The sequence below is a fragment of the Halobacillus yeomjeoni genome, from assembly GCF_020171525.1.
Classification (GTDB): domain Bacteria; phylum Bacillota; class Bacilli; order Bacillales; family Halobacillaceae; genus Halobacillus; species Halobacillus yeomjeoni.
In genome coordinates this window covers 328,950-345,141 of the sequence record NZ_JAIVAI010000002.1, presented here as the reverse complement: position 1 = coordinate 345,141, position 16,192 = coordinate 328,950, and the positions used below count along the sequence as shown (strand labels likewise).

The window sequence follows — 16,192 nt, the reverse complement described above, 5'->3', positions numbered from 1 at the left end:
AGCCAATGAACAGAGCGGAAGCACAGCAACGAATCGAAGCGCTGAAAAAAGAACTCGAACAATACGGCTATGAATACTACACGTTGGACGCTCCGAGTGTGTCCGACTATGAATATGATCAGAAACTGCGTGAGCTGATCGACCTTGAGGAGGAGTTTCCGGACCTGCAGACGCCGGATTCCCCTTCCCAGAGGGTCGGCGGCAAACCTCTTGATGCTTTTGAAAAAGTCGAACATGACATCCCGATGCTCAGTCTCGGGAATGCATTCGATGATCAGGAACTCCGCGATTTCGACCGCCGTGTACGCAACGGTACCGATGAAGATGTCAGCTACGTGTGCGAGCTGAAGATCGACGGCCTCGCCGTATCCCTGCGCTATGAAGACGGCGTATTCGTCCGCGGAGCGACCCGTGGTGATGGAACAGTCGGTGAGGACATCACAAAAAACCTGCGTACGATCCGTAACATCCCGTTGCGGCTGAAGAAGCCGGAGACGATCGAAGTGCGCGGGGAAGCGTATATGCCGAAGCCGTCGTTCATCAAATTGAACGAAGCGCGGGAAGCGAAGGAGGAAGAACCGTTCGCGAACCCTCGGAACGCAGCGGCAGGATCGCTGCGCCAGCTCGATCCGAAAATCGCCGCCAGCCGGAACCTCGACATTTTCACGTACGGCGTCGGTCTGTGGGAAGATGACCCGGCCGAGTCTCATAGTGAACATTTGGAGACATTGAAAGAGCTTGGTCTGAAGACGAACCCGGAGTGGAAACGTTGCAAGGACATCGAAGAAGTCATCGAATACGTCCACAGCTGGGTCGAGCGCCGTCCGGATCTCGATTATGAAATCGACGGCATCGTCATCAAAGTCGATCGTCTTGATCAACAGCGAACGCTGGGTTTCACGGCGAAAAGTCCGCGCTGGGCCACAGCGTACAAGTTTCCTGCCGAAGAAGCGGTCACACAGCTGCGTGACATCGAGCTGAGCGTCGGAAGGACCGGAGCGGTCACCCCGACTGCCATTCTCGATCCGGTGAAAGTCGCCGGAACGACTGTGCAGCGCGCGTCGCTTCACAATGAAGACTTGATCCGCGAGAAAGACATCCGCATCGGCGATACCGTCGTCATCAAAAAAGCCGGCGATATCATTCCAGAAGTCGTCCGTGTCCTGACCGAACACCGGACAGGTGATGAAGAACCGTATTATATGCCGGAGAAATGTCCGGAATGCGAAAGTCAGCTCATCCGCCTTGAAGAAGAAGTGGCACTGCGGTGTATCAATCCGAACTGTCCGGCGCAATTACGCGAAGGCTTGATCCACTTCGTATCAAGAAACGCGATGGACATCGAAGGGCTCGGGGAAAAAGTGATCGCCCAATTGTTCAGTGAAAACTTGATTCACAATATCGCAGACTTGTACAAGCTCGACCGTGAAGAACTGCTGAAGCTTGAGCGTATGGGTGAAAAATCCGTCGAGAACCTGCTGAACGCCATCGAAGCGTCCAAAGAGAAGTCTCTGGAGAAGCTGTTGTTCGGACTCGGCATCCGTTTTGTAGGCGCGAAAGCCGCACAGACGCTCGCCATTGAATTCGAAACGATGGAACGTCTTCAGAAAGCGGACACCGAAACACTGGAACAAGTGCCTGAGATCGGGGAGAAAATGGCCGACTCCATCGCCCGTTACTTCGCGAAACCCCAGGTCATCGAACTGCTGGATGAACTGCGGAAGCTCGGCCTCAACATGGAGTACAAAGGCAAGAAGAAAGACGACCAGCCGGTTGATTCTCCATTCGCCGATAAGACGATCGTTTTGACAGGGAAAATGGAACAATACAGCCGTTCAGAGGCGAAGAAAATCGTACAGGAACTCGGCGGCAACGTGACCGGAAGCGTCAGTAAAAAGACGGACCTTTTGATTGCCGGCGAAGACGCAGGTTCCAAGTACAAGAAAGCCGAAGAACTGGGCATTGAAATATGGGATGAAGAACAATTCATGAACGCTTTATCCAACTAGGGAGTGGAAGGAACCATGAGGAAGCTGCACGCACTGTTGCTAAGCTCTTTACTCATATTAGGAGCGTGTACGCCGGTTTTTGACAACAGAGAAGAAGTCATCCAGGAAACGAAAGACAAGAACAGCAACCAGACCGCCATCGTCCCGAACTACAGCATGTCTGAGGAAAACTACCGGATGATCCTCACCGAGGACAGCCCGAAAGTCTCCAAAGCCCGGTCCGTCACGACGAACCAGATGGGCAACCGGATGGATATCGCTGAATTTGAGAGCGGCCTGCGCAGGCATTCGAAAGAATACTTCGATCCGGAAAAATACTTCTTCCAGCCGGGACAATTTTTAACGGACGACACGCTGTTGAGCTGGTTGTCCCGTTATGATGAAGACCGCAACGAAGAAGGGTTGAACCCAGAATTGAATGAAGATGAAGCGAAAGAAGAGGACTTCCGGAAGCATCCGAAGTACATCTCCAACATCATCGAACAGAACTATCTTGTGAAAAAAGATGAAAACGTCGTCGAAGTCGAAGGGGTTACAATCGGAATCTCGCTTCGTACGGTCTATAACTTCCGTGCAGAAGGCCGTGACTATGAAGAGAACCATTCCACTGCAGAGCTTATGAAAAAAGGGCAGCAGTACGCAGGGGAGATTCTCAAACGCCTTCGTGAACGGAAGGAACTGAATGACGTACCGATCGTCTTTGCGATTTTCGAAGAGGAAGAGGCAAGCTCCAAAGTGCCGGGGAACTTCCTCGCCAAGGCTTACGTCAAAGGCTCGGATCTGAAAATCAAAGATTGGAAGAAGATCGATGAAAAGTACGTCTTGTTCCCATCGAAGGAAGGGAAAGAAAATTATTTCGATGACTACCAAATCTTCTCCGATTTCCGGAAAGAAGTAACGGAATATTTCCCGAACTTCGTAGGCATGATTGCGAATGGATTCTATATCAATGACGACCTGCAGAAAGTTTCGATCGACATTCCGATCGAATTCCGGTCGCAGTCGGAAGTGATTGGATTCACGCAGTACGTTTACAGCCTGGTGGTGGAAATGTTCCCTGAACACTACACCGTCGAAGTGAAAATCAACAGTATGGACAGACAGGAGAGTCTGATCGTCAAGAAAGCGGGCAAGAAAGAACCGTTCGTTCATATTTATGAATAAGATAGAAGGCCATGTGGGAAATTCCCGCATGGCTTTTTTATGCTTTTATGTGAAGGTGAAGACGGTGGAAATGGTCCGCTTTCCGCGGGCGGCGCTGAGCCTCCTCGTTTCACTGCGGGGTCTCACCCTTACCGCTGTACCCGCAGGAGTCTCCCCATTTCCACCGTTTCCTCTTCAAAATGTCAGCTGGCTGCAACCCTCTTATTAAATATGTACTCTAAAGGTTACAATCTTTCCCTCACCTACTTTGTTTACTATGATAAGATGGAAGAATGTTTCCAGTTTCAAAAGGAGGATTTTATATTCGAAGGAACATCTATTGGGGTATCGGCACTGTCATGATGGTGCTCAGCATTTTTACATATCTCTATTTTCAAGATGCCCGGGAAGAAGAACGTCAGTGGAAGTTATTTATCAATCGCTTTTACTATTCAGTGGATCAATCCATAATCAGACTGGATTCCTTGATTGATCATAAGCCGGAAGGTGAAGTGCTGAAGGAGCATATTCATAGACTGAATGAAGAATTTACAACAGCTCATGTCACTCTTGAGAACGGCAACCACTATGTAAGTGATCGCATCCCACACACTCGTTTTTTTAGAAAAGCTCCAGGTTATTTATATGGCATTTCAAGTGGTTCGGAAGGTGGAGGCGTGCCTCCATTAGCAGAAGATCAACGCTTGGACGAACAAGAAATAAACAGATTGAAAACATTGAGAAGTTATTTGTCAGAAGCGAAAAGCGACATGTATTCGGAAGAGACTGGTCAGGAAAATCCGGAAATGACGAAAGAAGCGTTCCAGAAAATGATAAACGATCACTTGGATCAGTATCCGAATGAAATCTACTTGGATGGTTATCAATAGGTGTTACGTAAATGAAGGAGTGTTTCATAGTTCAAAGTAGGAGGGGTTTTTTATCCGACAAAAGTTATTCAAGGGTTATTTTTTTGTTTCGGTGGTTATTATTATCACGCTCAGTATATTTACATACCATTTCTATCAAGATGTTCAAGCAGAAGAAAATGAGTGGAAAACATTCGTGAATCATTTTTACTTTTCACTTGAGAGATCAATCAGAAAAATAGATTATCTAATTGAAAAAAATCCAGAAGGCGCAGAGTTGGAGCAGGATATCCGCTTACTTAACGAAGAACTGTTAAAAGCGGATGGTATCATAGATAATGGAAGGTATTATGTGAGTTGGTCGTTAGGACCTACCGATTTCTTTGAATATGCGTCGATGTTTTTGCACGGTCTCAAACTAACCGGGGAGACTAAAGGGGAAGTCCCCCCGTTGGCTGAGGATGACCAATTAGATGAACAAGATGTAAAATTGCTCGTTACGATAAAAGAGTATTTAGCGAAAGCAAAAAATGATATGTCTTCAAAGGAAACAGGACAAGAGGACCCAGAGATAACTCCAGAAGAACTCAATGGAATCATAGTAGATCATTTAAGCCGTTTTCCAGAAGAGATCTATCAGGATGCTTATCAAGGAAAATAAATATACGGATCCAGGGTGATGGAATGTTTAAATGGATCGATTATATAGCGGAAATTATAGTTGATATCGTGAAATTCTTTCTGGAAAAAGTCAGTTATCTCCTTGCCGGCATGCTGACTCCCGATGTATTTGCTGGCGAAAGTGTTGGAGTGGATTTTTTAATTTTGTCGGTATCTCTTTTCAAAAGTCATAACTATTTGAACTGGAAAAAGAGTCTTCATTTATATGAAGACTCTTTATTATTGGGATAATCTGCTTGAAGTCATCTACGTTCATAAATGTTAGACTCCTCCATAACAGAAGAGATCCAAGTGAGGGGGAGGAAGAGTGGGAAATATCATACATAAACTTCGGGAAAGTGATAAACTGCTGATGATTGTGATTGGGAGTGTAGTTCTTTTCATGATTGCAGGAGCCATATCCACGGGAACTTCCATGTTATTAGGCAGATCAGTCATCATCGTATCCATCATGGCCCTGACCTATCTATTCATTTTCCTCGGAGTCGATCCAGTTTATAAGGGAATCGCGCTGCTGTTCATTCCTTTAGTTTTAACGTACGTTTTCATACAAGCATTAGAATGGGTACCTGAAACGTTTTACGAAAAGTGGCTGTCCGCAGACACCGTACGTGGGCAGGGTCCTGAGAGTATTTTCTTTTTACTCATGGTCCAAATCACAGTGAAAATGTTCAATGTAAAACCATATATCAGAGAACTGCTGAATCGATCTGATTAGTACTTTACTTGATGAAATAGGTAATTTCGAAAATCTGATATGGCTAGGTTCGACGGGGAAGGGTGAGACTCCCGCGGGAGAAGGAAGTAGGTAAGATCCCGAAGGCGCAGCCGAGGAAGCTTGCCGGTTCCCCCGCAGGAAAGCGAACCCTGCCCAGGCGAGCCTAATACTAACAAGCATATCGAAATCAATTTACTAAATACACCGAGCAAATTGGATTAAATCACGGATATGAAAACATTTTTTCAACAAAATTCCTGTTTTTACGCGATTTTGGTCGAAAATACGAATTTTTAGAAAAAAAGTAATTGAACTAGATTCATAGGTACGGTAAACTAATCATGGAAACGCTTTTAGTGGTAATTTTCAAAAAACAATCACACACAGCGTCTAACCCCATTTAATTTCAAGGAGGCGGTTTAGCATGGTAGTCCCATACAAACATGAGCCATTTACCGATTTTAGCGTTGAGGAGAATCGTAAAGCTCTCGAAGCTGCGATTAAGCAGGTTGAATCCGATTTAGGAAAAGATTATCCACTGATCATCGGTGGTGAACGGATCATGACAGACGACAAAATCGAAGTCGTGAACCCAGCGAATAAGAAAGAAGTAATTGGTTATGTTTCAAAAGCGAATCAGGACCTGGCTGAAAAAGCCCACAAGATCGCTGATGAAACATTTGAATCGTGGCGTAAGACAGATGCTAAGTTCCGTGCGGACATCCTTTTCCGCGCTGCAGCAATTGTACGTCGCCGCAAACATGAGTTTACAGCCCACCTTGTCAAAGAAGGCGGAAAGCCATGGAAAGAGGCGGATGCAGATACTGCGGAAGCGATCGATTTCATGGAGTACTATGGCCGCCAAATGCTTGAGATCGACAAAGGAGTGGAAATCAACTCCCGTCCGATCGAAAACAACCGTTTCCACTACATTCCACTCGGTGTAGGGGTCGTGATTTCTCCATGGAACTTCCTATTTGCCATCATGGCAGGTACGACAGTTGCAGCCATGGTTTCTGGAAACACCGTGTTACTGAAGCCGGCAAGTGCTACGCCGGTCGTCGCTTATAAGATGATGGAAGTCCTTGAAGAAGCGGGCATGCCAAAAGGCGTCGTGAACTATGTTCCGGGAAGCGGAAAAGAAGTCGGCGACTATCTTGTCGACCACCCGCGCACGCGTTTCATCAGCTTCACAGGATCCCGCGAAGTCGGTACGCGTATCTTTGAACGTGCAGCGAAAGTGCATGAAGGTCAGAAGTGGCTGAAGCGTACGATCATCGAAATGGGCGGAAAAGATACCATCGTTGTCGATGAAGACTCCGATCTTGAATTGGCAGCGGACGCGATCACGTATTCTGCTTTCGGTTTCTCAGGTCAAAAATGTTCCGCTTGTTCACGTGTCGTTGCGCACGAAAACGTGTATGACGAGCTGCTTGACCGCGTGGTGCAGAAAACGAAAGAACAAGTCAATGTCGGAGATCCTACAGACAACTCCAACTACATGGGGCCTGTCATCGATCAGGGTGCTTATGATAAGATCATGGATTACATCAGCATCGGTAAAGAAGAAGGTCGTTTGATGACTGGTGGTAAAGGTGACGACAGCAAAGGCTGGTTCGTAGAGCCTACCGTGTTTGCTGATCTTGATCCGAATGCACGCATCATGCAGGAAGAAATCTTCGGACCAGTGGTCGGATTCACGAAAGCGAAGTCCTTCGACGAAGCGATCGAAATCGCCAACAATACCGATTACGGTCTGACGGGCGCAGTCATTACGAACAACCGCTCTCACCAGGAGCAGGCGCGTCGTGACTTCCACGTCGGTAACCTGTACTTCAACCGCGGCTGTACAGCTGCCATCGTCGGTTATCACCCGTTCGGCGGTTTCAACATGTCCGGTACAGATTCCAAAGCAGGCGGACCGGATTATTTGATCCACCACATGCAAGGAAAAACGACATCAGAAATGCTATAATATAGAAGAAAACAAAATCCTCTTTCTGAAATTTACAGAAAGAGGATTTTTTTGAGCAGAAAGACCATACTAACTCCAAGAACACAGGAGAATATTTTTAAAAATTTAGAAAATGTCAAGAACAATTTCAAAAAAAATTTGTGAATGTTTATAGTATATTTGGTCTATATGTGTATATTAATACGTTATTCAAGTATTTTTATACAACAAAGTCGAAATACCACAATTTTTGAAATGTTCGCAAAAATATATTATGATATAGTTGTACCTGTGTTTGGTATTTTAAGCTTCTATGACTTAAGAACCAGAAGTCGGCAACAATGCATAGAAGTGCATAACAAAAAGTTGAATAGAGGAGGTGGAAGAGTGTTCGATCTTGCAACAGCGTCATCATTCACTATTACAGGGGCAACTTGGTTCTGGTTATTTGTTCCAATGCCAATTCTAATCATTCTAACAATAATTTCACTATTCACTGAGAGGAGCGAATAATAAGAAATGGGTACTGCAACGTTAATTACGTTTATAGTTTATTTAATTGGTATGCTGTTGATCGGTTTTGCTGCATACCGTATGACAAGTGATTTATCTGACTACGTTTTAGGTGGTCGTCGTTTGACGCCAGGAGTAGCCGCATTGAGTGCCGGAGCATCGGACATGAGTGGTTGGTTACTACTAGGTCTTCCAGGTGCAATTTATGCTGGTGGTTTGTCAGCTGCATGGATCGGTGTAGGTCTAGCTGTCGGTGCATACTTAAACTGGCAATTCGTAGCACGTCGTTTGCGTGTATTGACTGAGGTTGCAAATGACTCGATTACAATTCCAGACTACTTGGAAAACCGTTTCCGAGACAACTCTCATATCTTACGTGTTATCTCTGCATTTGTAATCCTTTTATTCTTCACATTCTACACATCTTCCGGAATGGTAGCCGGAGCGAAGCTGTTCGAAGCTTCATTTGAATTGAGCTACACACAAGCACTTTGGATTGGTGCAATCGTAACGATTTCTTATACTTTCCTAGGTGGTTTCCTAGCGGTAAGTTGGACAGACTTCGTTCAAGGTATTCTGATGTTCCTAGCATTGATCGCTGTACCGATCGTTGCTGTTACTGAGCTTGGCGGCTGGAACGCTGCTGTAGACGCTGTCGGTCAAATCGACCCGACTCACCTGAACATGGTTCAAGGTGTAGGCGCACTAGCAATCATTTCATCTCTAGCATGGGGTCTTGGTTACTTCGGTCAACCACACATCCTTGTGCGTTTCATGGCATTGCGTTCACCTAAAGACGTACCGAAAGCGAAATTCATCGGTATCGGCTGGATGGTTCTAGGACTTTACGGAGCGATCTTCACAGGTCTATTCGGTCTTGCGTTCATCAATACACAAGACATCAGCGGCCTTGACAGCTTCGGTGTAGAAATCGTATCTGAAGGCGGCGTACAAATGCTTGCCGATGCTGAGAAGATCTTCATCACCTTCTCACAAATCCTATTCCACCCGGTCATCGCGGGTATCCTGCTTGCAGCGATCTTGTCTGCAATCATGAGTACAATTGACTCTCAGCTGCTTGTATCTTCTTCTGCACTTGCAGAGGACTTCTACAAAGCCCTATTCCGTAAGAACGCTTCTGAGCGTGAACTTGTATGGGTAGGTCGTGTAGCTGTTGCGGGTATCGCATTGATCGCCGTACTGCTGGCTGGTAACCCAGACAGCACAGTACTTGGCCTTGTATCTTACGCTTGGGCAGGATTCGGTGCCGCATTCGGTCCGATCATCATCTTGTCCCTATTCTGGAAAGGCATTACTCGTAACGGTGCTGTTGCCGGTATCATCGTCGGTGCTGCGACAGTCGTTATCTGGGGTGACTTCCTGAGCGGCGGTATCTTCGATCTTTACGAGATCGTTCCTGGTTTCATCCTGAACTTGATCGTTACTACGGTTGTAAGTTCCATGGGTAACCCACCAGAAGATATCGTTGAAGAATTTGAAAAAGCGAGAACTCGCTAATCAATAAAATGATGAAGGATCTCCGGTTCTGCCGGGGGTCCTTTTTTATTGTCTATTTGTTGTAAAAGTAAGGAGGTTATGGAAATGGGCGTCCACCGGGGTCATCCTACTTTTACGACCTCCTTTTTTACATAATGAGATTGATATATGGTATTTCGAGTGATACCGTTTGTTTAGATTTTTAAAGGATGGGGAGGATATTTTGAAGGTAAAAGCAGTGATGATCGTGTTCGTTCTTCTTTTACTTGCCGGGTGTCAGGAGAAAACGGTAAAAGAGATTGTAGAAGATGAGGAGCCTCTATCGTATGAAGTGATTGAAATTATAGATGCAACAGAATGGGAAGAAAAGAAATTAGTAGCTTATCTTGCTGAAGAGGACTTCAAAATGATTAAATTCGGTTTTTATCAGATAGAAGGTCGGAAGTGGAATTTAACGCATTCTGATTTTCGCACCCCCACCGACCAGCCTTTAAATGCCGGACATAGTAGATATTTTACTTTTGATGGAGACGAGGTTCCTTTTCTCTATGGTACGGTTGGTGATGAAGATATTCATTCAGTAAAAGTGAAGAAAGAAAACGGGTTCGAAGAAATCCCCATCCACGAATCAAAATGGGGAAGGGTGTTTTATAGTCCATATAGCTGGGGTCCTGTAAAAGCACTTGATAGCGAAGGTAACGTTATTCATGAGGAAGATTTTCGATGATGATACAAATCATGCAATGATCCGGACGTCAGCCTCAAAAAGACACGCCCCCTATGGATATGTTAAGATAGGAGGGGTGAAAAACAACCGCACGTTGATTACGGATATAGAAATTTGGTATGATCATATATTATGTGAGATCGAAATGGAGGTCGCATTATGTCCAGAATTAGTAAAGATGAAGTGAAGCACGTCGCCCACTTGGCGCGCCTCGCTATCAATGAAGAAGAAGCAGAAACATTCACGAAACAATTGGATGATATCATCACGTACGCAGAGCAGTTGAACGAGTTGGATACCGAAGGCGTCGAGCCGACGACACACGTTCTTGATCTGAAAAACGTGATGCGTAAAGACGAGCCTAAGAAATGGGTCGAAAAAGAAGATGTAATGAAAAACGCACCGGATCAAAAAGATGGTCAATTCAAAGTACCATCTATATTGGAATAAGGAGGTACGACGATGTCTTTATTTGACTATACATTACGTGAGCTTCAAGAGAAGCTACATAAAAAGGAGATTTCCGTCACAGACTTGGTCGAAGAATCGTACAAGCGAATCGATGAAGTCGACGGTGAAGTGAAAGCATTTTTGACATTGAACAAAGAACAGGCTATGGAGCAGGCATCCCAGTATGACGAAGAGCGCGGCAGTGAAGACGCTACGCTGTTCGGTCTGCCAATCGGAGTGAAAGACAACATCGTGACAAAAGGGCTGCGCACGACTGCCGGAAGCCAGATCCTTGATAACTTCAACGATCCGCTTTACAACGCGACCGTGGTCAACAAGTTGAACGACGCGAAGTCCATCACGATCGGAAAACTGAATATGGACGAATTCGCGATGGGTTCTTCCAACGAAAACTCAAGCTATGAAGGCTCCCGCAACCCGTGGAACACCGACTATGTTCCAGGTGGATCCAGTGGTGGTTCCGCTGCTGCTGTAGCTGCAGGCGAAGTTCCTTATTCCCTGGGTTCTGATACAGGTGGTTCGATCCGTCAGCCGGCTGCTTATTGTGGTGTTGTTGGTTTGAAACCGACATACGGCCGTGTAAGCCGTTTCGGTCTGATTGCATTCGCATCTTCTCTGGATCAAATCGGTCCGATTACGCGCAACGTTGAAGACAATGCGTTTCTACTAGAAACAATCGCAGGCCATGATCACATGGATTCTACTTCTGCGAACCTTGAAGTACCGAGGTACACAGAGTCTCTGACAGGTGATGTCAAAGGCATGAAGATCGGTGTACCGAAAGAATACTTGGGCGAAGGGGTTGCACCTGAAGTCAAAGAAGCGGTACAAGCAGCGTTGAAGAAGTATGAGGAGCTCGGCGCAACGTGGGAAGAAGTTTCTCTTCCACACTCCAAGTACGCACTTTCTACGTACTACCTGATTTCTTCTTCTGAAGCTTCTGCGAACCTAGCACGTTTTGACGGTGTCCGTTACGGTAAGCGCGCAGAAGATGCAGAGACGATGCTCGACATGTTCAAGCGTTCCCGTGCAGAAGGCTTCGGTGACGAAGTGAAGCGCCGTATCATGCTTGGAACATTCGCATTGAGCTCCGGTTACTACGATGCTTACTATAAAAAAGCACAACAAGTCCGTACGTTGATTAAGAACGATTTTGAAAAAGTATTCGCTGACTACGATGTCATCATCGGACCTACAACGCCGACACCTGCCTTCAAAGTAGGAGACAAAGTCGACGACCCGATGACGATGTATGCGAACGATATCCTGACGATTCCAGTCAACCTGGCTGGTGTACCGGGAATCTCCGTACCATGCGGATTCTCTGAAGCAGGTCTTCCGATCGGTCTTCAAATCATCGGAAAGCACTTCGATGAAGCAACCGTCTACCGTGCGGCTCACGCCTTCGAACAGGCGACTGAATTCCACAAACAACGCCCGTCTCTTGGAGGTGCGCAATAAATGAACTTTGAAACGATTATCGGACTTGAAGTCCACGTCGAACTGAAAACGAACTCGAAAATCTTCAGCCCGTCTCCGAACATGTTCGGGGATGAGCCGAATACGAACGTCAACCCGATCGACCTCGGGTATCCGGGCGTTCTTCCGGTATTGAACGAAGAAGCGGTCAACTTCGCAATGAAAGCAGCGATGGCACTGAACTGTGATATCGCGACCGATACGAAGTTCGACCGTAAAAACTATTTCTACCCGGATAACCCGAAAGCTTACCAAATCTCCCAGTTTGATAAGCCGATCGGTGAAAACGGCTATATCGATATCGAAGTCGATGGCGTGAAAAAACGTATCGGCATCACGCGTCTCCACATGGAAGAAGACGCAGGGAAACTGACGCACAGTGATGACGGCTATTCCCTAGTCGACTACAACCGCCAGGGAACACCGCTTGTCGAAATTGTTTCCGAGCCGGATATCCGCACACCGAAAGAGGCATACGCGTATTTGGAAGCACTGAAAAACATCATCCAATACACAGGCGTATCCGATTGTAAGATGGAAGAAGGTTCCCTTCGTTGTGACGCAAACCTTTCCATCCGCCCGATCGGCCAGGAAGAATTCGGTACGAAAACGGAATTGAAGAACTTGAACTCGTTCTCCTTCGTTCAAAAAGGGCTTGAGTTCGAAGAAAAACGCCAACAGCAGGAATTGCTGAAAGGTGGAGAGATTCTTCAAGAGACACGCCGTTACGATGAGAAGGCGAAAGAAACGATCCTGATGCGTGTCAAAGAAGGTTCCGATGATTACCGCTACTTCCCAGAGCCGGATCTTGTGCCTCTTCACATCGATGAAGAGTGGAAGCAGCGCATCTACAACGAAATTCCAGAACTTCCGGACGCACGTAAGAAGCGTTACATCGAAGAGCTGGAACTACCTGAATACGATGCGATGGTCCTTACAAACAACAAAGAACTATCCGACTTCTTTGAAGCAGCAATCAATGAAGGAGCAGACATTAAGCAGGCGTCCAACTGGATGATGGGTGAAGTGTCAGCTTATATGAACAAAAACTACAAAGAGCTTCACGAACTTGAACTGACTCCAGCCGGACTTGCGAAAATGATCCAGTTGATCGAAGACGGTACGATCAGCTCCAAGATCGCGAAGAAAGTCTTCACAGAGCTTGTAGAGAACGGTGGCGACCCTGAGGAAATCGTCAAAGAGAAAGGCCTTGTCCAAATCTCTGACGAAGGTCAGCTGACGGAAATCATCGTGAAAATCATGGATGACAACCCGCAGTCCATCGAAGACTATAAGAATGGTAAAGACCGCGCCGTGAAATATCTTGTCGGCCAGGTCATGAAAGAAACGAAAGGCCAGGCGAACCCGCCGATGGTCAACAAAATTATTCTGGCAGAGCTGGATAAGCGCTGATCCTACGCATGCCAACCTTTGTACGAAGCACGCACATTTACCGAAGTGCGTGTTTTCGTATGGTTAGAGACAACCTATCATATACTTGTAAAAACTGTTGCAATTTCAGAAAAACAAGCTATGATATTATTTGAAGAATGCTTGGATGAGGGGGTTCAAACGATGCAAACGGCCCGTATTATTTATAATCCGACCTCCGGAAGAGAATTGATCCGTAAAGTTCTGCCCGATGTGTTACAACGGTTCGAGCAGGCGGGGTATGAAACGTCTACTCATGCGACGACCGGTGCCGGTGATGCCATCGAGGCCGCCCGCTATGCTGTAGAACGGAAGTTTGATGTCGTTGTCGCTGCCGGAGGGGACGGTACGATCAACGAAGTCATCAACGGAATCGCTGAACAAGACCATAGACCGAAGTTCGGCATCATTCCAGTCGGAACGACCAACGATTTCGCGCGCGCCTTGAGCGTCCCGCGCAATATTCATAAAGCTGTCGATGTCATTTTGGAAGGCTACACACATCCACTTGATATCGGCCGTGTGAACGATCATTACTTCATGAACATTGCCGGTGGTGGTAAAATTACAGAAATTTCCTATGAAGTGCCAAGCAAGCTGAAGACGATGCTCGGACAGCTCGCTTACTACTTGAAAGGAATGGAGATGCTGCCATCAATCCGCCCTACCCATGTCGAGATTGAATACGATGGGAAATGGTACGAAGGGGAAATCATGCTGTTCCTCGTATCCAACACCAACTCGGTCGGCGGCCTTGAGAAACTTGCCCCGTCCGCCCGTATGGACGACGGACTATTCGACTTGATGCTCATTGAAAAAATGAACATTGCCGAGTTCGTCCGCCTTGCGACACTGGCGATTCAGGGAAATCACCTCGATCATCCGAAATTCATCCACACGACCGCAAGCCGCGTGAAAGTGAAGACGGATGAGAAGATGCAGTTGAATATTGACGGGGAATTTGGCGGATTATTGCCCGGGGAATTTGTCAATTTGTATCGACATATCGATTTCTTTGTACCGAAGGATAAATTCCAGCCCGAAAACTGACAGAAGCGCTGCCGGCCTAGAGCTGGCGGCGTTTTTTGTTTGGATTGGGGTGGTGGATTGCGTATTTTGGAAGACTGATTGCGTATATTCAGGGCAGTATTGCGTATTTTCAGAGCAATATTGCTGTATTTCCCACCCATATTGCGTATATTCACCGCATGATTGCGTAATTTCTCCCCAAGCACCAATTGTGGTAAAATCGAACACAGAGTATAAAGCAAAGGACGGATGAATGATGGCGAAACCAAAACCGCCCGTACAGAAAAACGAAACGATCCAACTGACATTCGAAGACTTGACCCACGAAGGCAATGGGGTAGGGAAAGTCGATGGCTATCCACTTTTCGTACCGTATGGCCTTCCCGGTGAAACCGCTCAAGTCAAAGTCGTCAAAGTGAAAAAGAACTTCGGCTTCGGAAAGCTGCTGGAAGTGCACGAAGAGAGTGACGACCGTGTTGAACCGCCATGTGATGTCTACTATAAATGTGGAGGCTGTCAGCTTCAGCACATGAGCTATCAAATGCAGCTCGATATGAAGCAGAAACAAGTGAAAGACGTCATGAAGAAAATCGGCCACCTTGAGCACGTATCGGTACACGATACGATTGGTATGGACGACCCATGGCGCTACCGTAACAAGGTCCAGATCCCTGTTGGAGAAAAAGAAAACGGTGAACTGAAGACAGGTTTCTACCAGAAGCGCAGTCACAATATCATTGATATGGATACCTGCCTGATCCAGGATGAAATGAATGACCGTATGGTCGAAACCGTCCGTCGTATCGCCTCGAACCTTGGCATATCAGCGTATGACGAGCAGACGCATCGGGGGGCGCTACGCCATATCATGGTTCGTACCGGACAAAATACGAAAGACATCATGGTCGTACTTGTCACGAAAACGAAAAAGCTTCCACATCAGGACAAGTTGATCGACGAAATCAAAGACGCGTTTCCGAACGTGAAGTCGATCGTCCATAACGTGAACAGTGCGAAGACCAACGTCATTCTGGGTAAAGAAACGAACGTCATCTACGGAGACGAATACATCTACGATACGATCGGCGATATCAAATTCATGATCTCTCCGAAGTCGTTCTACCAGGTCAACCCGACACAGACGAAACACTTATACGACAAAGCACTCGAGTACGCCGACCTGCGAGGTGGCGAAACTGTTATTGATGCTTACTGTGGGATTGGAACAATTTCCCTTTTCCTAGCTCAAAAAGCGAAGAAAGTGTACGGTGTGGAAATCGTTCCTGAAGCTGTCACGGATGCAAAGAAAAACGCACGCCTGAATAAGATGGACAACGCAGACTTCTTCGTCGGAGAAGCTGAAAAGCTGATGCCATGGTGGAAGAACCAGGGCCTTGAGCCGGACGTCATCGTCGTCGATCCACCACGTAAAGGTTGTGACGAAGCATTGTTGAACTCTATGCTTGAAATGCAGCCGGAGCGTATCGTCTATGTATCGTGCAATCCGTCTACATTGGCGCGTGATTTACGTGTGCTTGAAGATGGTGGGTATGAGACGAAAGAGGTCCAACCTGTGGACATGTTCCCGCAGACGAGTCATGTGGAGTGTGTAACTTGGCTGGAGAAGAAAGAAAAGTAAGCCTCAATAAGTATTCTGAAAAGGAGGCATTG

General features: G+C 46.5%; 14 protein-coding genes. All 14 read left to right on the top strand.

What is annotated here, in order from left to right; all coding sequences use genetic code 11:
* Window positions 1-5 precede the first annotated feature (5 nt).
* The 14 genes from ligA to rlmD all read left to right on the top strand — a co-directional run bounded on the left by ligA (window position 6) and on the right by rlmD (window position 16,160).
* The gene (gene ligA / locus LCL89_RS09840) at window positions 6-2,009 is read left to right on the top strand and encodes an NAD-dependent DNA ligase LigA (RefSeq protein WP_224809953.1); all 2,004 of its coding nucleotides are present in this window, start codon (window positions 6-8) and stop codon (window positions 2,007-2,009) included.
* Between the two features lie 15 nt (window positions 2,010-2,024).
* Entirely contained in the window at window positions 2,025-3,173 is a 1,149-nt protein-coding gene (locus LCL89_RS09835; RefSeq protein WP_224809952.1) for a CamS family sex pheromone protein, read from the top strand.
* Window positions 3,174-3,445: 272 nt separating this feature from the next.
* Entirely contained in the window at window positions 3,446-4,042 is a 597-nt protein-coding gene (locus LCL89_RS09830) for a hypothetical protein (protein ID WP_224809951.1), read from the top strand.
* Between the two features lie 91 nt (window positions 4,043-4,133).
* Window positions 4,134-4,682 (top strand): hypothetical protein, encoded by a 549-nt coding sequence (locus tag LCL89_RS09825; RefSeq protein WP_224809950.1) that lies wholly within the window; start codon window positions 4,134-4,136, stop codon window positions 4,680-4,682.
* Between the two features lie 23 nt (window positions 4,683-4,705).
* Window positions 4,706-4,933: a hypothetical protein gene (locus tag LCL89_RS09820; protein ID WP_224809949.1), complete on the top strand. Its 228-nt coding sequence runs from the start codon at window positions 4,706-4,708 to the stop codon at window positions 4,931-4,933.
* A gap of 76 nt (window positions 4,934-5,009) precedes the next feature.
* Window positions 5,010-5,420: a hypothetical protein gene (locus tag LCL89_RS09815; RefSeq protein WP_224809948.1), complete on the top strand. Its 411-nt coding sequence runs from the start codon at window positions 5,010-5,012 to the stop codon at window positions 5,418-5,420.
* A 424-nt stretch (window positions 5,421-5,844) separates the two neighbouring features.
* On the top strand, window positions 5,845-7,395 hold the full coding sequence (gene pruA, locus LCL89_RS09810; RefSeq protein WP_224809947.1) for an L-glutamate gamma-semialdehyde dehydrogenase: 1,551 nt from the start codon (window positions 5,845-5,847) through the stop codon (window positions 7,393-7,395).
* Between the two features lie 498 nt (window positions 7,396-7,893).
* On the top strand, window positions 7,894-9,405 hold the full coding sequence (putP, locus tag LCL89_RS09805; RefSeq protein ID WP_197318046.1) for a sodium/proline symporter PutP: 1,512 nt from the start codon (window positions 7,894-7,896) through the stop codon (window positions 9,403-9,405).
* A gap of 202 nt (window positions 9,406-9,607) precedes the next feature.
* Window positions 9,608-10,111, top strand: coding sequence for a hypothetical protein (locus tag LCL89_RS09800; protein ID WP_224809946.1), 504 nt, complete (start codon window positions 9,608-9,610; stop codon window positions 10,109-10,111).
* Between the two features lie 159 nt (window positions 10,112-10,270).
* Window positions 10,271-10,561 (top strand): Asp-tRNA(Asn)/Glu-tRNA(Gln) amidotransferase subunit GatC, encoded by a 291-nt coding sequence (gatC, locus tag LCL89_RS09795; protein WP_197318044.1) that lies wholly within the window; start codon window positions 10,271-10,273, stop codon window positions 10,559-10,561.
* 12 nt (window positions 10,562-10,573) lie between these two features.
* Window positions 10,574-12,043: an Asp-tRNA(Asn)/Glu-tRNA(Gln) amidotransferase subunit GatA gene (gene gatA, locus LCL89_RS09790; protein WP_224809945.1), complete on the top strand. Its 1,470-nt coding sequence runs from the start codon at window positions 10,574-10,576 to the stop codon at window positions 12,041-12,043.
* Complete coding sequence (gatB, locus tag LCL89_RS09785; protein ID WP_224809944.1) at window positions 12,044-13,474, top strand: Asp-tRNA(Asn)/Glu-tRNA(Gln) amidotransferase subunit GatB; 1,431 nt, start codon at window positions 12,044-12,046, stop codon at window positions 13,472-13,474.
* A 162-nt stretch (window positions 13,475-13,636) separates the two neighbouring features.
* Window positions 13,637-14,542 (top strand): diacylglycerol kinase, encoded by a 906-nt coding sequence (locus LCL89_RS09780; RefSeq protein ID WP_197318041.1) that lies wholly within the window; start codon window positions 13,637-13,639, stop codon window positions 14,540-14,542.
* Between the two features lie 235 nt (window positions 14,543-14,777).
* Window positions 14,778-16,160, top strand: coding sequence for a 23S rRNA (uracil(1939)-C(5))-methyltransferase RlmD (gene rlmD / locus LCL89_RS09775; protein ID WP_224809943.1), 1,383 nt, complete (start codon window positions 14,778-14,780; stop codon window positions 16,158-16,160).
* The last annotated feature ends 32 nt before the right edge of the window (window positions 16,161-16,192 follow it).